The organism is Pseudomonas sp. B424 (assembly GCF_055408345.1).
On the sequence record NZ_JBUZTL010000002.1, the window covers coordinates 1 to 18,212 of the forward strand.

An 18,212-nucleotide genomic window follows, 5' to 3' on the forward strand; every position below is an offset into this window, starting at 1 on the left:
AAACGTGGCTCCCCTGGTAGCTGAACTGGGCAAGGGCTACAGCCACATCCTGGCTGCTGCCACCTCCAACGGCAAAAACATCCTGCCGCGCGTTGCTGCACAGCTGGACGTGGACCAGATCTCCGAGATCATCTCGGTTGAAAGCGCCGACACCTTCAAGCGCCCGATCTATGCCGGTAACGCCATTGCCACCGTGCAGTCCACGGCCGCAATCAAAGTGATCACCGTACGTGCCACCGGTTTCGACCCGGTTGCTGCACAAGGTGGTTCGGCAGCGGTTGAAGCGGTTGCAGCGGTTCACGATGCAGGCACTTCGTCGTTTGTTGGCGAAGAGCTGGCCAAGTCCGACCGTCCTGAGCTGACCGCAGCCAAAATCGTCGTTTCCGGCGGTCGCGGCATGCAGAACGGCGACAACTTCAAACTCCTGTACACCCTGGCCGACAAGCTGGGCGCCGCTGTGGGCGCATCCCGCGCAGCAGTGGACGCAGGTTTCGTACCCAACGACATGCAGGTCGGCCAGACCGGCAAAATCGTTGCGCCACAGCTGTACATCGCGGTCGGTATCTCCGGTGCGATCCAGCATCTGGCGGGCATGAAAGACTCCAAAGTGATCGTTGCGATCAACAAGGATGAAGAAGCACCGATCTTCCAGGTGGCCGATTACGGCCTGGTAGCGGACTTGTTCGAAGCCGTACCTGAGCTGGAGAAGCTGGTTTAATCCAGTTGCTTCACTTATAAAGAGCCCGGTCATCGGGGCTGTGGGGAAGGGCAAGGCACTCAGTGCCTTGCCCGCTCTTCACGGCCCGGGTGACCGGGTTTTTTTACAGGTCTCAATTGTGTGTGGGGTGCAGGGTGTATGGATATGCGTCAGATGAGCAGGCTGCTGGTGGGGTTGGCGTTTTTGCCACTGCTGTCTGAAGCCGCGGGCAAGTGCGAGCGCCTGATCGTCACCGGCAGCCCCGATGCCCCGCCTTACCTGTGGCGCGATCCGGCCGACCCGGCGCACTTGATCGGTGTCAGTGCCGACCTGATACAGCAGGCGGGTCAGGAGCTGGGGATCAAGGTTGAAGTGCTCTATGGTGGCAAGCGCGCCCAGGCCCAGGACGAAGTGCGCACCGGGCGCATGGACATGCTGCTGGATGCGCCACTGACGGTGGCCGGGCTTTCGTCGTTCGACTACATTCATCCGCCGTTGGTGCGTAACGACTATCTGGTGTGGACGCTCAAGGCATCGACCCTGAGCTACGAAACGCCTGCCGATTTGCATGGGCATACGGGCGCCGTCTCGGAGAAAGCCCGGTTAAGCGAAACCTTCAACGAGTTTGCGCAACACCAGTTGAACCTGGAGCGCCAGCCCGGCCTGACCCAGGCCTTCCAGAAGTTGTTGCTCGGGCAGGTTGAATACGTTTTGGCCGGCCGCTACGCCGGGATGGCCACCGCTCAAACCCTGGGCATTGCCGATGACCTGTTGGCGCACCCGCACCCTATCGATCAACCGGGGCTGTTTTTGGCGGTTTCCCATGACTCGGCCTGCAATGAGCCGTGGTTGCGCGGACAGCTCGCCAAAAAGATGACAGAATTGCCCGCGTCCGGCCTGACCGAGGCGGCATTGCAACGCAATCTGGAGCGGTGGAAAACCCAGCTGCAACAACCGCTCAGCGCCCCAAAACAGTAGGAATTCCTCGTGACAATTCGACCTCTTTTCGCTGCCCTGGCCGTTTTGGCTCTGGCGGGTTGTGCAGCCGATCCTGCGCCGAATGAACAATTGCGTTTGACCGAACAAGCTCTGGAACAAGCCAGGGCCGTAGGCGCGAAAGCCGACGATCTGGCTGAGCTGAAACAGGCGCAAAGCAAGCTGGCCCAAGCGCTGGCAGATATGGCTGAAGAGTCTTACAAAGATGCCCGCATGCAGGCCGAACAAGCCGAACTCGACGCCCGATTGGCCGAAGCCCGCGTGTTGACGCAAAAAAGCCAGGAACAATTGAACGTGCTCAATACCCGTATCTCGCGCTTGCGCAAACAACTGGCGGAGGCGCAATGAGCCTCAAGTCCAAAGCTTTCATGGGCGCGCTGGCGCTAGGTTGCGTCAGCCTGGCCGGATGTGCCGGGCATCACAACAGTGATCAGGCCTTGCAACAGGCCAGTACGGACTTCCAGGCGGTCAAGGAAGACACTAACGTGTTGCGCATCGCGCCCAAGGATGTGATCCGCGCCGGTGAATCCCTGGCGCGTGCTGACCGCTTGTCCAGCTACTGGGGCAGTGGGGAAGACGTGGCGCATTACGCCTATTTGAGCCAGCGCTACAGTGAGATCGCCCGCGAGCACACTCAGCAGGTGCTGAACGAAGAGCGCGCGGCCAGGCTCGAACTGGAGCGCCAGCGCCTGCAGCTGGCCTTGCGTGAAGCCAAGTTGTTGAGTGTTCAGCAGCAGGGGCAATGGCTGGAAGAACAGATCGTCAGCCTGGCCACCACCCAGACTGACCGTGGTCTGGTGATGACCCTGGGTGACGTGCTGTTCGATACCGGCGCTGCCGATCTGAAAAACTCCGCCAACCGGACGGTGCTCAAGCTGGTGCAGTTCCTGCAACTGAACCCCAAGCGCATTGTGCGCATCGAGGGCTACACCGACAGCACCGGCGGCACGGAAGACAACCTCAAACTGTCCCTTGCCCGGGCACAAGCCGTGGCGGATGTGTTGGTCGACTTGGGCATCGACGAAAAGCGCATCCAGGTGGAAGGCTACGGCGACCAGTATCCAGTGGACGTAAATGCTACCGAGCGTGGTCGTGCGCAAAACCGTCGTGTCGAAATCGTATTTTCTGACGAAAAAGGTCAGCTGGGCGCTGCACGTTAAAGCCGGGCATGGATTAACTGTGGGAGCGGGCTCGCCCGCGACTGGATCGACCCGGTGCCCCTGGCAGGCCGCGGTGATGCCATCGCGGGCAAGCCCGGCTCCCACAGGAATTGCAGTGCTCGCCAAATATGATCCAGTCGAACCAGCTGTTCATTTCATTAAATTGCACCCATACAGTTCCCCCCGCATTCGGGGTGTACGGCTTAGAAAAGTGACAACTGTGCCCGTACACTTCTAAACTGTTCCGGTATTGTTCTAAATAAAAAAAATGCCTGAACATCGAGTGCTACGCCATGACCAACCTTTTGCTCTACCAACGTATTGCTCAGCAACTGGCTGAGGATATTCGGCGTGGCGTTTATCAGCCGGGCGAGCGTGTGCCGTCGGTGCGCAAGATGAGTTCACAGCTCAATGTCAGCCATGCCACCGTGCTGCAGGCTTACGCCAACCTTGAAGATCAGGGTTTGATCCGGGCGCGGCCGCAGTCGGGCTACTACGTACACCAGACCCCCGCACTGACGGCGCCGACCCCTGATATCGCACGTGTAGAGCGCCCGGGGTTGGTCACCCGCAGCAGCATCATTCAGCAGGTACTGGTCGAGTCCCGTCGTGAAGGTGTGTTTCCGCTCGGGGCGGCCGTGCCCAGTGTCGATTACTTGCCCGTACGTGCGCTGCACCAGCAGCTGGCCAAGGTCACGCGCTTTCATAGCCCGCGGGCATTCAGCTATATGTTCAGCCCGGGCTTTGAGCCGTTGCGCCGGCAGGTAGCAATCCGTATGCGTGACGCGGGAGTGGTGGTTGACCCTTCTGAAGTCATCATCACCCATGGCTGTGTCGATGCCCTGCAAATGTCGTTGCGGGTACTCACCCGTCCCGGCGACCTGATTGCGGCAGAGTCGCCGACTTACTACGGGCTGCTGCAACTGGCTGATCTGCTGGGGCTGAAAGTGATTGAGATCCCCAGCGATCCGGCCACCGGCATGAGCCTTGAAGCCCTGCAACTGGCGGCCAATCAGTGGTCGATCAAGGCATTGGTCCTGACCACGCGCCTGAGCAATCCTCTGGGCGGGACAATGCCTGAAGAGCGGCAAAAGCAGTTGCTGCGCCTGGCTTCGGACTTTGATATCCAGATTGTTGAAGACGACATCTATGGCGAATTGATGTTTGAGGTGGGGCGCACCAAGGCCTTGAAGGCCTATGACCGCCTGGACCGGGTGATCTACTGTTCGAGCTTCTCCAAAACCCTGTCCCCCGGAGTGCGCATCGGCTGGATGATAGCTGGCAAGTTTCAGCAAGAAATCCAGCGCCTGCAGACATTCACCACGCATTCTGCGTGCAGCGTGACCCAGATGGCCGTGGCGGCCTACCTTGAAAACGGAGGGTACGACCGCCACTTGCGCTATATCCGCCAGGAATACAGAAAAAACCTGAGCGCATTCCAGCTGGCCGTGCAGCAGCACTTTCCGGAAGGCACGCAGATGTCGCGCCCTGGCGGGGGGTTTATCCTGTGGGTCAGCCTGCCGGGCCGGGTCAATACCCAGGAGTTGCATGTCCGGGCCCTGCAACAAGGGATCAGCATCGCACCGGGGCTGATTTTCAGTAACACCGAGCAGTTCAATCACTGCATACGGCTGAACTGTGGCACACCCTGGAACCGGGAGGCCGATCGGGCCTTGATGACCCTGGGAATGCTTGCCAGCCAGCTCTGCCAGGAAGCGGCTGGTCTGTATGGCGGTGGTCCGGCAGCAGCGGGGATGGCATTTTGACTATAATCAACTTGTCACCCTGTGCGTAAAGCGCGAGCATACGCCCCTGAACCGTTAAAGCTGTGGAGTTATGAAAACGAAGTTTTGTGCAGGGTTTGTGCTGGTGTGCGTCTTGAGTGCGCTCAATGTTGTTGCTGCGACAGCAGCCCCGGCACAATCCGGGGCAGCCACCACCGAGGCGAAATCTGCCCGCTCTGCGGCAAAGCCTGTGGAGAGTACGAAAAAAGCCCCCGTCAAAAGACGTAAGCCAATGGCGTCCAAGTCCACATCGGCCCATGAAATCGCCAAAAAGCGTTTGCCCACCACGAACCTTGATTTGCGATTGCCGCCTGAGATGGTTCGCCAGCTCCGTCCTTTGGGCACTGTCCCCATGCCTGCGCACAAACCGTTGCTGCCGAACATGTTTGGCGAAAAGCCGGCTGAAGAGAGCCCGTTTCAGCTCAACGGGCGTTTGCTCAGCAACGAGATGAACCTGCAATTGCGCAATGACGCCCGACACAACGAGATCGAAGGTGCCGCGCTGGATTTCGAGTTCAAGCAATAAGTAAGTGCCTGGCAGTGAAAAACAGGCTTCTAAACTGACTGTCCGGTCACTGCCATTTATCGGCATATTCTGCTGAACGGTCAATTTCAAACACCTGTTCCAGCGAGTACTATCCCTTGTCATCAACACACTTTGCCCCGAACGAGGAGCTAACGTCATGAATTGCCGTGAAGGCTGTGGCGCCTGCTGCATAGCCCCTTCCATCAGCACACCGCTGCCCGGCATGCCCAACGGCAAGCCTGCCGGGGAACGCTGCCTGCATCTTTCTGTCGACTACCTGTGCGGTTTGTTCGGTCAGCCTGAGCGCCCGGCTGTATGTGGCGACTTCAAGGCCGACATCGAAGTGTGCGGCAGCAACCGGGAAGAAGCGATCAACCTGATCGGTTGGTGGGAGCAGATGACCGCGGCATAGTGTGTTCGTGTCCAGTTAACAGACCTTCAACAATAAGGAATAAGACAATGGGTTCGTTGCATCGAGTGGCATTGGTATGTGGTTTGAGTGTTCTGATAACGGGCGTGGCCCAGGCTGAAGACTGGAAGGTCGCCAAGGACCAGGACGGCATCAAGGTGTCGCTGAGTGAAGTCGCCGGTTCCCAGTACAAGGCTTACCAGGGGGTGACCACCATCAAGGCGCCACTAGCCAGGATCAGCAAGCTGCAGGAAGACGTGGCGGGCGCCTGTGCCTGGATTCATGAATGCCAGACGCAAAAACTGCTCAAGCATGAAGGTGACCAGAGCTGGACCTACACCCAGTTCAAAACTCCATGGCCGGTAACGCCGCGTGACTCGGTACTGCTGGTGACCACGGCCCAAGGCGCTGATGGCAGCCTGACCCGCACGCTCAAGGGCCAGCCGACCTACGTTCCTGAAGAAAAAGGCTTTGTCCGGGTTGCCCAGGTTGATGGCTTCTGGAAGCTTGTGCCAAAAGGCGACAACCTCACCGAAGTGACCTATCAGGTGCACACCGAGCCAGGTGGCAGCGTGCCGTCCTGGTTGGCCAACAAGTTTGTGGTCGATGCCCCGTTCAACACCCTCAAGGGCCTCAAGGAGCGTGCTGAAAAGCCGTAATCCTTCGCAGGGTTCGCCTGGCCCCGGGCAGCGCATCTGCCCAGGCGCCGGGTATCCGTCTTTTTGAACGGCCCGGTTGCTGAAAAAACTTGTTGAAATTCATGTGCTCTCCTCTTGGCAGACGCCGCACACCAGGGCTACTCTGCATCCAGACCAGCGAAGTATTCGACTGGCTCTGATCTTGTTCGCTACATGCTTATTTCCTCCCTTCTAAAGGCCTGATTGCGCCCGGAAGGGAGTGCTGAATGTCTATCCATTGCGAGGAGGACGTTTCATGAGCACAGCCCATCAAGAAGACCTCAGCAGCTATGTGCTGCGCCGCATGAAAGAAGGCGGTTTTGATTTTTCACGCATCCATCCCATCGAGTTTTACGCGATCTTCCCGGACGAGGAGCGGGCGCGCCGAGCTGCAGGCAAATTTTGTGGTGAGTCCCTGAATGCACAGATCAACGTGCGCGATGACGGCGCATGGCATTTGGAGTTGAGTAAGGTGATGTACGCCACCTACGGTGGTATCGGTGATTTCGAGCAGGACTTCGAAGCTGTAGTGGTACCGCTCGGCGGCATTATCGAGGGTTGGGGCGTCAAGCAGGAGGTGCGTGGCCTGTTGAATTGACGTAGGTTTGACTGGTTAGCGGCTGGCCTGAGGGCTGGCCGTTCCGGTTTTTGCAGGAAGTGTTTTGGTGCCGCAAACCTGTAGCCGTCGAAGACGCGCAGCGGCTGCACGTCTTCGGCATTCAGGCGCGTCTTTAGCCGATGACTTTGGTCAAATTCGGCAAGATCAGCAGCAGGGTGGTAGCAAAGAGGATGAGTCCGGCCTGACGTACTTTCGTATGTTTGAACATGGCTATCTGCCTTTTTTTGTTATTCCCGAACGACAATGCCTGCGACAGGGGCTCCAGTCCTTTAAAAAGTACGGCCCCAGCGACAGGCTTAACATTAGAGCCCTCATAACATATGGCTTAGAACCCTTTAACATCATCCAAGTGCAGTAAGTTTCTAAAAAGCTATTAGGTTTTTTTAACTCGCGCTGTCACCCCGTTGCTAGACGCAACGGGCTCGCAACCGGCCTATTTTATTAGCCCCCTACCGTTCGTCAGGGCGCGTTGCCCCGGTATCTTTTGCCCGACAAATGTAAGGGCGAAGCCGTTGAGATGGCAGTTGGCCGCAGGCGTGGGCTACGTTCAGTACTTGCCTTGAAATGCCGTTTCAAGGCAGGCTCTGTCGCGTTGCCATCATTACTTTCGCTTTTATCGTGCCAGGTACTTTTATGTCGCTACGCATTTGCATTCTGGAAACCGACATTCTGCGTCCAGAGTTTGTTGATCAATATCAGGGCTACGGGCAAATGTTCGTACGGCTGTTCTCCACTCAGCCAATTGCGGCGCAATTCAGCGTCTTTAACGTGATGCATGGCGAGTACCCGTCTGACGACCAGGTGTTTGATGCTTATTTGGTGACTGGCAGCAAAGCCGATTCATTTGGCACCGACCCCTGGATTCAAACCCTGAAAAGCTACCTGCTGACCCGCTTTGAGCGTGGTGACAAGCTGCTCGGCGTTTGCTTTGGCCACCAGTTGCTTGCGTTGCTGCTGGGCGGCAAGAGCGAACGTGCCACACAGGGGTGGGGCGTCGGTACCCATCAGTACAAACTGGCAGCCAAGGCGCCCTGGATGAGCCCCGTGGTTGAGGAGCTGACGCTGCTGATCAGCCATCAGGACCAGGTAACGGCCTTGCCGGAAAACGCCACGGTGATTGCTTCGAGCGATTTTTGCCCGTTTGCTGCTTATCACATCAACGACCAGGTGCTGTGCTTCCAGGGGCATCCCGAGTTTATCCACGACTATTCGCGGGCCTTGCTGGATCTGCGCCAGGAACATCTGGGCGAGCAGATATACAGCACCGGTATTGCCAGCCTGGGTCAGGACCATCATGGTCGGACCGTGGCCGAGTGGATGATGCGCTTTGTGGCGCAGAAGTCGTAAGCATCAAGCCGCAAGCTTCAAGCTTGCGGCTCAAGTCTACAGCCAGCCGGAGCGCTTGAAGCTGACCCACAGCCCGGTAACGCCTACGGCAATAAATCCCAGCACGCCGAAATAGCCGTAATGCCAGCTCAGCTCCGGCATGTTCTGAAAGTTCATCCCGTAAATGCCCGCCACCGCAGTGGGGAAGGCCAGAATGGCTGCCCAGGCTGCGAATTTGCGCTGCACAATGCTTTGGCGTGACGACTCCAGCAAAACGACGATTTCAATCGTTTGGGTGGCGATGTCGCGCAGGGTGGTGAGGTCTTCCATCTGCCGGGTGACGTGAATCTGCACATCGCGAAAATACGGGCGCATGTTCTTGTCGATAAAGGGGAAGGTCAGGCGCTGCAGCTCTTCGCTGATTTCCACCATGGGCGCCACATAGCGTCGCAGTCGCAGCACATCGCGGCGCAGGGCATGCAGGTGCACGATGTCGGCTTCATTGAGGGCGTTGCCCAGAATGTTCTGCTCGAGCTGGTCGATTTCGGCGTGGATGGCTTCGCTGACGGGCTGGTAGCTCTCCGTCACGAAGTCGAGCAGGGCATACAGCACGAAGTCTTCGCCATGATCCAGCAGCAGCGGGCGTGCCTCGCAGCGCTGGCGTACGGCCTTGTACGAAGCCGAGTGGCCATTGCGGCTGGTGATGATGTAGCCATTGCCGGCAAAAATATGGGTTTCGACGAACTCCAGTTTGCCTTCATGCCGAATCGGCGAATAGATAACGATAAACAGCGCATCGCCAAAGGTTTCGAGCTTGGGGCGGCTGTGTTGCTCAAGGGCGTCTTCGATGGCCAGTTCATGCAGGTTGAACTGGCGCTGCAAGTTGCTCAGTTCCTGCGCGTCGGGTTGTTCCAGACCAATCCAGACGAAGTGCCCGGGTTTTTTAGCCCAGGCAATGCCTTCGTCCAGAGTGATATTGGTGACTTTCTTGCCTGCGTTGTAAACCGCAGCAGCAACAACTCTCCCCATAGTTCTAATCGCTTCTTCTTCAAAGGGTTATGGCACGAAGATGCAGCTTAGCGCGCAATTGATCTCTTTGAGTCTATAACCGTTCAGGCGTTCGGGTTAGAGGCTGCGGTGTTGCTCCCGTTGACGCTTGGCACATCGCGATTTTGTTGGGCCAGCAGCTCGCGGTCCATGGCTTCGATGCACTCGCGCATCTGTTCGCTGCATTGTTCCATCAGCTGTGGCATGTCATCCAGGGTCAGGCCGTCAGTCGGGATCGCAGGCAAAGAGCGAATCTGAATATCGGCACTGTGCCAGCGGTTGAGCTTGAGGTGCTGGCTATAGGTGCTCACGCAGACCGGCACAATCGGTACCCCGGCAGTAATTGCCATCTGGAATGCGCCTTTTTTGAACGGCAGCAGGGTTTTGCCGAAGTTGCGTGTGCCTTCGGGGAAGACCCAGATGGACGTGTCTTTTTCTTGCAGGGTGCGGGTGGTGGTCAGCATGGATTGACGGGCTTTTTGGGCATTGCCCCGGTCAATAAGCACGTTGCCGGCCAGCCAGAACAACTGGCCAAACAGGGGGACCCACTTCAGACTTTTTTTGCCGATGCACACAGTGCGTCGCGGCACTACGTTGCCGAATACAAACAGATCGTAGTTGGACTGATGGTTGGCGATGACCACGCAGCTTTGCGGCTTGTCCATCAACGGCCCGACTTCGGTCTTGAGCTTGTAGCCCAGGATCCATCTGGACGGCCAGGCATACAGTCGCGCGCACAGGCGGCTGTTGTCCGGGTTGAAGGGACGGCATATACCCAGCAGTACGCCCAGTACCCCTGCGATCATAAAATGCAGGCACATCAATAACATACGTATCAAAAATAGCATTTATAAGCCCGCTGAAACTAAAGTGGGCGCAGTGTACGGATGTGCACTGGATTCAGCAATTACCCCGACACAACTAGGAGATAGCTGAAGTTTTAGTATTTGTTTCAGTGTGGCTGTCGAGGTGCGGGCTAGAGATGTTTGAGGGGGATTTACGAGAGGCGGGAGGGAAGCGCTGCCCCGACCGCAGGTTGCAATCGGGGCAGGTTTTTGAGGGCCCGGATCAGAGCGGGTGGAGCTGGTCTTCCTCGATGGCCTTGTCCAGGGTTTCCAGTAGCTCTTTGCGCACTTTGAGCTTGGTATTCCTGTGGGCTTTCATATTGATCTTTTTCAACTGACGGGCCACTTCAAGGGCTGCGGCCTGCAACTCTTCAGGTTTGACCACCTGATCGAGGAAGCCTGCGTCGACGGCGGTGGTCGGGTTAAACATTTCGCCATTGATCACTGAACGATGGAATGCCGATTTGCGCAGCCGGTCGCGGGCCAGTTCAATCCCGGCGTGGTGCATGGTCATGCCGATTTGCACTTCATTCAGACCAATGCTGAACGGGCCTTCGACGCCGATACGGTAATCCACCGATAGCAACAGGAATGCGCCCTTGGCCACTGCATGGCCCGTGCAGGCGATCACGATGGGGAAGGGATGCGCCAGCATGCGGCGAGCGAGGGTCGACCCCTGCCTTACCAGCTCAATGGCTTGTTCCGGGCTGGCCGTCATTACCTTCAAGTCGTAACCACCGGAGAGAATGCCCGGCTGCCCGGTAATAATGACGACGGCACGATCCTGCTCGGCCTGATCCAGTGCTGCGTTGAACGCAGTGATCACGTCGGGGGAAAGGGCATTCACCTTGCCGTTGCTCAAGGTCAGCGTGGCGATACCGTCTTCCAGGTGGTAGGCAATCAAGTCACTCATGGCGCAATTCCTTGTTTTGAAGTGGAGCAGACGTTACCCAGCCCCACGGCGCAGGTAAAGGGCTATGACTGACTGATGAGTCAGGCGATTGGCCTGTGCCTTCTATATAGAGGCTTATATAGAAGGCGGCGCAGCAACGGTGATGGTGGGAGGGGTCAAGGTGCCAAGGCCGGGATTTGGCAGAATCACCCGCCCTGGCCATGGCTCAAAAACAGCTAATTGCGTAAGCACATGAAAATTCTGAAAAAAACATTTGTCATATCGAAAGCTTTCGACTACATTAGCGCGCCTCGACAGACAGAACTTGTTTGAAGAGATACGGTGAAGTGTCCGAGTGGCTTAAGGAGCACGCCTGGAAAGTGTGTATACAAGAAATTGTATCGAGAGTTCGAATCTCTCCTTCACCGCCACATTAAGTAAACACAAACCCCTGATTTTCCTAGAGAAAGTCGGGGGTTTGTGGTTTCTGGCGTCTGGAAAAGGGCGATATGGGAACAATATGGGGCTGTGAGTGCTTTTGCAGTTCAGGGGCGTGCAGATATCGTTTGGGGGTAGTGCGATACCTGTAAGGCATGAATGGAGATATGTGGTCGGGAATCAGCTGTTTTAAACCAGCGCTAACGCTCCAACAAGATGTCCTCTCCAGGGGACATCAGCCTCAGTCCTTGGATTTAGAGTGGTCGCGGACAAAACCTGTTCCCCGATAACAATAAACCGGGAGCCACCGGACCATGCATCAACCGCAAGTCGTACCCCATCAGTCCCTGTATTTCCCCTATCAGGTTTACCCCGCCTTCATGCCATCTCCGGGCGTCGTGAAGCGTTCGCCCGTTGTTATTGTGGGTGCCGGCCCCATAGGCCTGACGCTCGCGCTCGAACTGGCACGCTACGGTGTCAGAAGCACCGTTCTGTCGGCTCAGCAGCAAGTATGTGAAGGCAGCCGCGCGATCGTGTTTACCCGCCGCTCCATGGAGATTTTCCAGCAAGTGGGAGTGTCCGGGGTGGTGGCCGAGCAAGGCCTACCCTGGCGTTGCGGCAATTCGTTCTACCGCGGCCAACGAGTTTTTCGCATGGAAGCACCGGTTGACGAGCACGACCGTTTTGCACCGATGACCAACTTGCAACAACAGTACCTCGAGCAGCATCTGGTGGAGGCCGTCCAGGCCCAGCCCCTGATTGATTTGCGTTGGGGCAACAAGGTCATTGGGATCGAGCAAGGCGTCGACCGCGCGGTATTGCAAGTCGATACACCGGGAGATACCTACACCCTGGATGCAGATTGGGTGGTGGCTGCTGATGGCGCCCGCTCCGGGCTACGTTCGATGCTGGGGCTCAAGCTTGAAGGTGCGTCCTACGAAGGGCGGTTCGTTATTGCCGACATCCGTATCAAGCTCGATCTGCCGACCGAACGCCTGGCGTTTTTCGATCCCTCCTGGAACCCTGGCAACACTGTTTTGATGCACCGTGAGCCCGGTGATATCTGGCGCATCGATTACCAGTTGCCCGCGGACGAAACGCCCGAGCAGGCGCTGCACCCTGACTCCTTGAATGAGCGCATCAATGCTCAACTGGCGATGCTCAACGTTGAGAACCCGGAATGGGAGCTGGATTGGAGCTCTGTGTATTCGGCCCGGGCGTTGACCCTGGCGCAGTATATAAATGACCGGGTGATTTTCGCCGGAGATGCGGCGCATCTGTTACCGATTTTTGGCGTGCGTGGTGCCAATACCGGGTTCCAGGATTGCCACGACCTGGGCTGGAAGCTGGCACTGCATATCAAGGGCCTGGCCGGGGACGGACTTCTGGCTTCTTACAGCGACGAGCGGGTCAAGGCTGCCAGGGAAATTATTGAAGAGGCAGGCAAGAGCACGCGATTCATGGCGCCACCCAGTCGCGGCTATCGACTGTTACGCGATGCGGTGCTATCACTGTCGTTGACCCGTGAGTTCGTGCGCCCGCTGTATCATTGGCGCACTTCAAGGGCTCACGATTATGCAGACTCGCGACTCAATGCAGTGAATGACGACAACTTGCTGTTCACCGATGGGCCGCGTAATGGTGCGCCTTTGCTTAATGTTCGTCTGGCCGAGCAGCATTACTTGTTTGACGAACTGGCGCCCGCGTTTCATTTGATTTGTTTCACTGATGCGGCGCAACTCGATGCCGGCGTCCATGCCCAGGTCCAGGCCTTGCGGCGTCACGGGCTACCGATACAAGTGATTGCGATTGCCATGAACGGGAGTGGCCAGGTGCAACACGCTGACCTGACCCTGGCCGATCCGGACGGCCTGTTCAGCGCGCGTTATGGCGTGCAGCGCGCAGGCGCCGCCTATCTGGCACGCCCGGACCAACACGTTTGTGCTCGCTGGCTCCATCTGGATGCCGAGCGTTTGCGCCATGGATTCAATCAGGCCCTTGGCCACAACGGGAGGGGGCAATCATGAGTCAGTCGATAAGCGTGACAGACCTCGAGCGCGTTTATGATCGGCTCGCAGAGGCGATTGATCGTACAGGCAGCGACAGTGAGTTGTTTCTGGTCAAGCTGGCGCTGCTGGCGGCCGAGGTACTGAACAATGTCGAGCACTTCGAGTCACTGATCGAGTGCGCTGTGCAGGACCTGTAAACCTTGCGTCATCCAATAATTACAAAAACAGGATCACCCTATGCCATCCCGTCCTGCTGCGCCCCTTGGCGCGGAGGCGGGCGCTCACGCGCCTGTCATTGCCAAAGTCTCGAAACGCCTGCTGTGGTTTCTCTTCATCTGCTTCGTTTTTTCATTTCTGGACCGCATCAATATTGGCTTTGCCGGGCTGACGATGATGGACGACCTGGGTTTGAGCAGTACCCAGTTCGGCATGGCAACGACAATTTTCTACCTGGCGTACATCGCGTGCGGCATTCCCAGCAACATGGTTCTGGCGAAGCTTGGTGCCCGCCGCTGGATCGGCTGCATGATGATCGCCTGGGGGCTGGCGTCGACCGCAACCCTGTTGGCGCATGATGCGACCAGCCTGTATTGGTTGCGTGCATTGGTCGGTATCACTGAGGCTGGATTCCTGCCGGGTGTGCTGTTGTACATGACGTTCTGGTTTCCTGCGGCGTACCGGGCTCGAGCCAATGCGCTGTTCATGATCGCCATGCCGTTTACTGCGGGTTTTGGTTCGGTCTTGTCCGGAGCCATTTTGGGGCTTGACGGTCAATGGGGCCTGGCTGGCTGGCAATGGCTGTTTCTGCTCGAAGGAATGCCCAGCGTTGTACTTGGACTGGTGGTGTTCGGTTATCTGGACGATCACCCGCGCCAGGCACGCTGGCTGAGTGATCAGGATAAAGTGCAGCTGGCCGAGTTGATGCTGCGGGACCGCCAGGCACCGTCCCCTCACGCTCATATAGGGCGAGAGCTGTTGTCGCCAGCGGTAGTCCGGTTCTGTCTGGTGTACTTTTGCCTGGTGAATACGTTGGCGATGATCGCGGTATGGACACCGTTGATCGTCAAGAGCTTCAGCGCAGGTCAGAGCAATACGCTGGTTGGCTTCTTGTCGGCAATTCCGCAAATATGCACCATTGTGGGCATGATCCTCTGGGGCCGACACTCCGATCTGACCCAGGAGCGTCGCTGGCACCTGGCGTTGCCAATGCTGATGGCTGCTGCGGGCTGGTTCTGCACGGCTCTGTCCAGTGAGCCGATCGTGCAACTGGCCGGGGTCTGCATGGCGGCAACAGGTTCCTATACAGCCATGTCGATCTTCTGGACCCTGCCAGATCGTTCGTTGAGCTTCCAGGCCCGGGCTGTGGGCATCGCACTGATCAACGCTGTGGGAAATCTAGGGTCGGCCCTTAACCCTCTGGTAGTAGGCTGGCTCAAAGACCTGACCCACACTTATACGGCCGGTTGCCTGTACGCGGCGCTGTTGCTATTGATGGCTGCCATACTGGTGCGCACGCTACCCCACGAAAGCCAACCGTCATCGCGCGAACTGGTCCCTGAATGAACCACTGGCCGCTCACTACCGTTTACCACCAGATACCGCTGACGACGGGGCAAATCGCCCATCTGCTGGCTCGTGTTGGCGAGGATTGCCGAACCTGGCTGGCGGCAGAGTTATTGACGTTGGTAAGAGGTGTGATGCCGCTGGCTCAATGTACCGTTTTCGCTTATCCCGAAGGCCAGGAGCCGCAGGTGTTATCGTGCTCCGATCAGTCCAGGCTGGTGCAGATATCGCGTATTTCCCAGGATTACGTCGAGCGTTTTCACAGCCTGGATGGCAATCGCCAGGCAATGCTCAGTCACAGGGCCAAGTACGGTGGTACGCGAATTCTGGCTCAGATTCAGTCGGTCGAAGACATCACTCATCGTGACTACCGCCGAATCTGTTACGAGCAACCGAAAATTTCCCAGCGCATGGCTTTGCTCAACCATCAGGAGGAGGGCGGCGGCTGGCTGTCGATCAACTTTTATCGAGGTCGTGAGCACCGCAACTTCAATCAGCGTGAAATAGAATTTATCGAGTCGGTTGCGCCCTTGCTGATTCAGGTCGCGAGGTTGCACTACCGCGCTTATATCGAAGCCAATCAGATGCCGTCCTTGCTGAGCCAGCGCGTCGAGCAACTTTATCCTGAACTGACTCGTCGGGATCGTGAGTTGCTCAGGCACTTGCTCAGTGGGCTGGGAGCCGATGAGATTGCCCCCCTGATGGGCATCCAGCGTTCAAGTGCCGCGACCTACATCAAGCGGCTTTATCGAAAAACAGGGGTCAGCGGGCATCGTGAATTGCTGGGGCTAGTAGTGAGAGGGCGTTGGTCCTGAGAAGTGATTGCGGCGCTCGCACTACTGGCCAGCGGCGCTGGCACACGTTCAGGCGTGAGCTGCGTTACTATCGGGCCTTGGCAATCATCAAGGACGATAGATCTCAGGCTGGAACGCCCAATACGTCTGTCGTCCCGTTGAGTGCTCCAATTCGAACTCAAATGGATTTAGACGATCATGAAATGGCTCCCACTCGGCGTGCTGTTAGTACTGACAGCAGGCTGCGCACAGGTCCAGCACTATGCGCCCCCTCCCGGCGCGCCCCAGGCGTTGATCCGCAGTGAAATGGACGCGTTGAGCAATTATCGCAATTACCTGACCCTGACCGAGGCGCCGGTGGTGGGTTGCAAGTACGGCAGAACAGTGGCGGTGAAACCGGGTCGGCAATTGTTCGCCGTGCGGGACAAAACATCCCGGCCAGAAGGGTTTATCCCTGTAGAAGCAGCAAAGCCAATCCATTTGGTGGTGGATGGCGCGGCGAATGCCGGTCGTACCTGCAAGGTCGAATTCGTCAGTGAGTTCGCTCCGGGTGCGCGCTATGTGATCAAGGGCGGGATTATTGAAAACCCCGAGACTTTCGACTCATGCCAGGTCAAGGTTTTTGACGAGGACACCGGAGCGCCTCTGCGAATGGTCGAGCCGTCAGCGCTCAAGGGCAACGGTTGTACGCTGGATAAGTTGCCGTTTACGGTGCGTTGACCCCCGGTGCCTGCATCCGGGCGTGGCGCAAGTAGCCGGGATCCGGCTCGAAGGGGCCTGCTGTCACCAATCTGTGGGGGCGGGTTTGCCTGTGTTGGCATCCACGTGGTTTGCCAGGCTGCTCAGGTCGGGCCAACCCGTTTCAAGGTGATAAAAGCGCTTCGCACCGTTCGCAAGTCTCTTGCGAGGCCTGGTTCAGGATGGCTGGCTTTTCACATCCAGAGCCCTGGAGATAGCTTGTTCTGCTTCAATGAATGCAGGTGTCCTGCCGGCGTCGGCATAAATGTTTTCACCTTCTTCTACCCTGATGACCTCAGAACCCTTCACGTATGGCATGGCCTGTTCTGCTTGCTTGAGTGCACTGTGGATCAGGCCTTGGGTGATAGTGGCCTCATCCAGCCCGTAGGCTTGTGCGAAAGCCTTGATTTTGACCAGGTCATGCTTGTGCAACGCCAGGGTGTATTCAACCCGCTCACTTGATTCCTGAGACCTGGATTCCCAGTTGTTGAGCATGTCCCTGAAGATGTCCATAAGGTTTCACCTGTTTGGCTGGAAGTGTTCCCGGACAGTATGGCTCACGGTTCGCTGAAAGGACGGCAAGGCCATAGGTTGTGCAGTTCTCAGGGTTGCTTCCAATGAATCCTGGCTCGGGCAGCGTATCTGAAGCTACCACCCGTCAGAAAAACCGGCTTCGTCTAAACCTTTGCGGCCATGGGCCTTCAGATTCTGTGCAGGGAATAAACCTGCCTTTTTCTGGAGGACATTATGAAAACCCTGATTGGCCCTAAACGCTTCGTGGCAGGCTGTGCCTTGGTCTGCTCCCTGATCGTGGCGGCCACAGCAGTCGCAGCCAGTCCGGCAGACTTTGTTGATGAGGCGCACGCAGCAGGGATTGCGGAGATTGAAACCAGTCGTATGGCGATCAGTAAAACCTCTTCGACGGACATAGAAAGCTATGCCGTGGAGGTGATCAAGGACTACACCAACGCCAACCGGGATTTGAAGGACATTGCCGGCAAGCTGGATCTGCAGGTTTCCACCGACGAGCAGATACTCGACAAGGCCAAAAAGCTGATGCTTGAAGTGCAGGAGGGGGATTCATTTGATGCGGCGTATGCGGCCAATCAGGTTAAAACCCGTGAGGAGGCCATCGAGCTGTTCAAACAGCAGGTGAGCAGCCCTGACTCACCCCAGTTGCAGGCGTTTGCCGACAAGTATTTGCCCAAACTGGAGATGCATCTGGTGATGGCCCAAAAGCTGGTAGATGCGCATCACAAGTCCTGATGCCTGAATGCAAGCGACGCCCGGTCAATGAGCGGGCGTCGCTTGTGAGTGGACGGGTTCAGACGGCGATTTCGTTGAAGCCGCAGTACTCTTCCCAGCTCATGTCCAGCGCTTCGGCGACTTCCTGATGTACTTCAAGGCGCATGCTCTTGAGTTCCTCGGGCGAGCGGGCGATCAGTTCCAGTGCCAGCTCCCAGGCTTCCAGGCCGCGGCTTTCGGCTTCATCTTCAAAAGCCCACAAAATCTGTTGCTGGCGGTCCTCGGCGCTCAGCTCTTTCATTTCTTCGATCAGTTCAGGGTGCGCCTTGATAAAAGTATCCAGGGCCAATTCGTTACGGGATTCTTTAGGGATCATATGGCGTCTCGGATCGTTAGGACGGTCTGCGCGGGCAGACTGTCGTCAGGGCGTTTTCTCGCATGCTAGCG

General features: G+C 57.2%; 21 protein-coding genes and 1 tRNA gene. 17 read left to right on the forward strand and 5 right to left on the reverse strand.

The window, feature by feature from the left end; genetic code table 11:
* The 10 genes from ACZRMS_RS02330 to ACZRMS_RS02375 all read left to right on the forward strand — a co-directional run.
* Window positions 1–718: electron transfer flavoprotein subunit alpha/FixB family protein (locus tag ACZRMS_RS02330; protein ID WP_463993954.1), on the forward strand; the 718-nt coding region annotated here is incomplete at its 5' end.
* A 138-nt stretch (window positions 719–856) separates the two neighbouring features.
* Window positions 857–1,675, forward strand: a complete 819-nt coding sequence (locus ACZRMS_RS02335; RefSeq protein WP_463993955.1) for a substrate-binding periplasmic protein — start codon at window positions 857–859, stop codon at window positions 1,673–1,675.
* A 9-nt stretch (window positions 1,676–1,684) separates the two neighbouring features.
* Window positions 1,685–2,041 carry a DUF4398 domain-containing protein gene (locus ACZRMS_RS02340; RefSeq protein ID WP_463993956.1) on the forward strand — a complete coding sequence of 119 codons (357 nt, stop codon included), beginning with the start codon at window positions 1,685–1,687 and terminating at the stop codon, window positions 2,039–2,041.
* Window positions 2,038–2,853, forward strand: a complete 816-nt coding sequence (locus tag ACZRMS_RS02345) for an OmpA family protein (protein ID WP_463993957.1) — start codon at window positions 2,038–2,040, stop codon at window positions 2,851–2,853. Before ACZRMS_RS02340 ends, ACZRMS_RS02345 begins: the two co-directional genes overlap by 4 nt.
* Window positions 2,854–3,146: 293 nt before the next feature.
* Window positions 3,147–4,619: an aminotransferase-like domain-containing protein gene (locus ACZRMS_RS02350; RefSeq protein WP_463993958.1), complete on the forward strand. Its 1,473-nt coding sequence runs from the start codon at window positions 3,147–3,149 to the stop codon at window positions 4,617–4,619.
* 70 nt (window positions 4,620–4,689) lie between these two features.
* Complete coding sequence (locus tag ACZRMS_RS02355) at window positions 4,690–5,163, forward strand: translation initiation factor 2 (protein WP_463993959.1); 474 nt, start codon at window positions 4,690–4,692, stop codon at window positions 5,161–5,163.
* A 157-nt stretch (window positions 5,164–5,320) separates the two neighbouring features.
* Entirely contained in the window at window positions 5,321–5,575 is a 255-nt protein-coding gene (locus tag ACZRMS_RS02360) for a YkgJ family cysteine cluster protein (protein ID WP_048358771.1), read from the forward strand.
* A 47-nt stretch (window positions 5,576–5,622) separates the two neighbouring features.
* Window positions 5,623–6,231 carry an START domain-containing protein gene (locus tag ACZRMS_RS02365; RefSeq protein ID WP_463993960.1) on the forward strand — a complete coding sequence of 203 codons (609 nt, stop codon included), beginning with the start codon at window positions 5,623–5,625 and terminating at the stop codon, window positions 6,229–6,231.
* Between the two features lie 274 nt (window positions 6,232–6,505).
* The gene (locus ACZRMS_RS02370) at window positions 6,506–6,847 is read left to right on the forward strand and encodes a ribonuclease E inhibitor RraB (RefSeq protein ID WP_003446510.1); all 342 of its coding nucleotides are present in this window, start codon (window positions 6,506–6,508) and stop codon (window positions 6,845–6,847) included.
* A 654-nt stretch (window positions 6,848–7,501) separates the two neighbouring features.
* Window positions 7,502–8,215, forward strand: a complete 714-nt coding sequence (locus ACZRMS_RS02375; RefSeq protein WP_463993961.1) for an amidotransferase — start codon at window positions 7,502–7,504, stop codon at window positions 8,213–8,215.
* Window positions 8,216–8,251: 36 nt separating this feature from the next.
* On the opposite strand, the gene ACZRMS_RS02380 is transcribed toward ACZRMS_RS02375, so the two are convergent.
* From ACZRMS_RS02380 to ACZRMS_RS02390, 3 genes are all read right to left on the reverse strand, one after another.
* Complete coding sequence (locus tag ACZRMS_RS02380; RefSeq protein ID WP_463993962.1) at window positions 8,252–9,223, reverse strand: magnesium and cobalt transport protein CorA; 972 nt, start codon at window positions 9,221–9,223, stop codon at window positions 8,252–8,254.
* An 83-nt stretch (window positions 9,224–9,306) separates the two neighbouring features.
* Window positions 9,307–10,089, reverse strand: a complete 783-nt coding sequence (locus ACZRMS_RS02385) for a lysophospholipid acyltransferase family protein (RefSeq protein WP_463993963.1) — start codon at window positions 10,087–10,089, stop codon at window positions 9,307–9,309.
* 220 nt (window positions 10,090–10,309) lie between these two features.
* Window positions 10,310–10,999, reverse strand: a complete 690-nt coding sequence (locus tag ACZRMS_RS02390; protein WP_463993964.1) for a crotonase/enoyl-CoA hydratase family protein — start codon at window positions 10,997–10,999, stop codon at window positions 10,310–10,312.
* 320 nt (window positions 11,000–11,319) lie between these two features.
* Here ACZRMS_RS02390 and ACZRMS_RS02395 point away from each other — a divergent pair.
* The 6 genes from ACZRMS_RS02395 to ACZRMS_RS02420 all read left to right on the forward strand — a co-directional run bounded on the left by ACZRMS_RS02395 (window position 11,320) and on the right by ACZRMS_RS02420 (window position 16,502).
* Window positions 11,320–11,409, forward strand: a tRNA-Ser gene (locus ACZRMS_RS02395).
* Window positions 11,410–11,730: 321 nt separating this feature from the next.
* Window positions 11,731–13,443, forward strand: a complete 1,713-nt coding sequence (locus ACZRMS_RS02400; protein ID WP_463993965.1) for an FAD-dependent monooxygenase — start codon at window positions 11,731–11,733, stop codon at window positions 13,441–13,443.
* Window positions 13,440–13,622: a DUF2783 domain-containing protein gene (locus ACZRMS_RS02405; RefSeq protein ID WP_463993966.1), complete on the forward strand. Its 183-nt coding sequence runs from the start codon at window positions 13,440–13,442 to the stop codon at window positions 13,620–13,622. Before ACZRMS_RS02400 ends, ACZRMS_RS02405 begins: the two co-directional genes overlap by 4 nt.
* Window positions 13,623–13,662: 40 nt before the next feature.
* Window positions 13,663–14,988 (forward strand): MFS transporter, encoded by a 1,326-nt coding sequence (locus ACZRMS_RS02410; RefSeq protein WP_463993967.1) that lies wholly within the window; start codon window positions 13,663–13,665, stop codon window positions 14,986–14,988.
* Window positions 14,985–15,803 (forward strand): helix-turn-helix transcriptional regulator, encoded by an 819-nt coding sequence (locus tag ACZRMS_RS02415; protein ID WP_463993968.1) that lies wholly within the window; start codon window positions 14,985–14,987, stop codon window positions 15,801–15,803. The genes ACZRMS_RS02410 and ACZRMS_RS02415 overlap by 4 nt, the downstream gene beginning before the upstream one ends.
* A gap of 177 nt (window positions 15,804–15,980) precedes the next feature.
* Window positions 15,981–16,502: a hypothetical protein gene (locus ACZRMS_RS02420; protein WP_463993969.1), complete on the forward strand. Its 522-nt coding sequence runs from the start codon at window positions 15,981–15,983 to the stop codon at window positions 16,500–16,502.
* Window positions 16,503–16,697: 195 nt separating this feature from the next.
* Here the strand turns inward: ACZRMS_RS02420 and ACZRMS_RS02425 are convergent, their stop codons facing one another.
* On the reverse strand, window positions 16,698–17,033 hold the full coding sequence (locus ACZRMS_RS02425; RefSeq protein WP_463993970.1) for a hypothetical protein: 336 nt from the start codon (window positions 17,031–17,033) through the stop codon (window positions 16,698–16,700).
* A gap of 234 nt (window positions 17,034–17,267) precedes the next feature.
* Here ACZRMS_RS02425 and ACZRMS_RS02430 point away from each other — a divergent pair, with 234 nt between their 5' ends.
* Entirely contained in the window at window positions 17,268–17,786 is a 519-nt protein-coding gene (locus ACZRMS_RS02430) for a DUF4142 domain-containing protein (protein ID WP_463993971.1), read from the forward strand.
* A gap of 58 nt (window positions 17,787–17,844) precedes the next feature.
* Here the strand turns inward: ACZRMS_RS02430 and ACZRMS_RS02435 are convergent, their stop codons facing one another.
* Window positions 17,845–18,141, reverse strand: a complete 297-nt coding sequence (locus tag ACZRMS_RS02435) for a DUF6388 family protein (RefSeq protein WP_016779995.1) — start codon at window positions 18,139–18,141, stop codon at window positions 17,845–17,847.
* Window positions 18,142–18,212 lie beyond the last annotated feature (71 nt).

What these genes read in the sequence shown, in the direction of transcription:
- ACZRMS_RS02390 (WP_463993964.1), bottom strand. Translation starts at nt 10,999, where the DNA reads ATGAGTGACTTGATTGCCTACCACCTGGAAGACGGTATCGCCACGCTG.
- ACZRMS_RS02410 (WP_463993967.1), top strand. Translation starts at nt 13,663, where the DNA reads ATGCCATCCCGTCCTGCTGCGCCCCTTGGCGCGGAGGCGGGCGCTCAC.
- ACZRMS_RS02420 (WP_463993969.1), top strand. Translation starts at nt 15,981, where the DNA reads ATGAAATGGCTCCCACTCGGCGTGCTGTTAGTACTGACAGCAGGCTGC.
- ACZRMS_RS02415 (WP_463993968.1), top strand. Translation starts at nt 14,985, where the DNA reads ATGAACCACTGGCCGCTCACTACCGTTTACCACCAGATACCGCTGACG.
- ACZRMS_RS02435 (WP_016779995.1), bottom strand. Translation starts at nt 18,141, where the DNA reads ATGATCCCTAAAGAATCCCGTAACGAATTGGCCCTGGATACTTTTATC.
- ACZRMS_RS02375 (WP_463993961.1), top strand. Translation starts at nt 7,502, where the DNA reads ATGTCGCTACGCATTTGCATTCTGGAAACCGACATTCTGCGTCCAGAG.
- ACZRMS_RS02350 (WP_463993958.1), top strand. Translation starts at nt 3,147, where the DNA reads ATGACCAACCTTTTGCTCTACCAACGTATTGCTCAGCAACTGGCTGAG.
- ACZRMS_RS02405 (WP_463993966.1), top strand. Translation starts at nt 13,440, where the DNA reads ATGAGTCAGTCGATAAGCGTGACAGACCTCGAGCGCGTTTATGATCGG.
- ACZRMS_RS02425 (WP_463993970.1), bottom strand. Translation starts at nt 17,033, where the DNA reads ATGGACATCTTCAGGGACATGCTCAACAACTGGGAATCCAGGTCTCAG.
- ACZRMS_RS02345 (WP_463993957.1), top strand. Translation starts at nt 2,038, where the DNA reads ATGAGCCTCAAGTCCAAAGCTTTCATGGGCGCGCTGGCGCTAGGTTGC.
- ACZRMS_RS02335 (WP_463993955.1), top strand. Translation starts at nt 857, where the DNA reads ATGGATATGCGTCAGATGAGCAGGCTGCTGGTGGGGTTGGCGTTTTTG.
- ACZRMS_RS02385 (WP_463993963.1), bottom strand. Translation starts at nt 10,089, where the DNA reads ATGCTATTTTTGATACGTATGTTATTGATGTGCCTGCATTTTATGATC.
- ACZRMS_RS02370 (WP_003446510.1), top strand. Translation starts at nt 6,506, where the DNA reads ATGAGCACAGCCCATCAAGAAGACCTCAGCAGCTATGTGCTGCGCCGC.
- ACZRMS_RS02400 (WP_463993965.1), top strand. Translation starts at nt 11,731, where the DNA reads ATGCATCAACCGCAAGTCGTACCCCATCAGTCCCTGTATTTCCCCTAT.
- ACZRMS_RS02360 (WP_048358771.1), top strand. Translation starts at nt 5,321, where the DNA reads ATGAATTGCCGTGAAGGCTGTGGCGCCTGCTGCATAGCCCCTTCCATC.
- ACZRMS_RS02430 (WP_463993971.1), top strand. Translation starts at nt 17,268, where the DNA reads ATGAAAACCCTGATTGGCCCTAAACGCTTCGTGGCAGGCTGTGCCTTG.
- ACZRMS_RS02355 (WP_463993959.1), top strand. Translation starts at nt 4,690, where the DNA reads ATGAAAACGAAGTTTTGTGCAGGGTTTGTGCTGGTGTGCGTCTTGAGT.
- ACZRMS_RS02380 (WP_463993962.1), bottom strand. Translation starts at nt 9,223, where the DNA reads ATGGGGAGAGTTGTTGCTGCTGCGGTTTACAACGCAGGCAAGAAAGTC.
- ACZRMS_RS02365 (WP_463993960.1), top strand. Translation starts at nt 5,623, where the DNA reads ATGGGTTCGTTGCATCGAGTGGCATTGGTATGTGGTTTGAGTGTTCTG.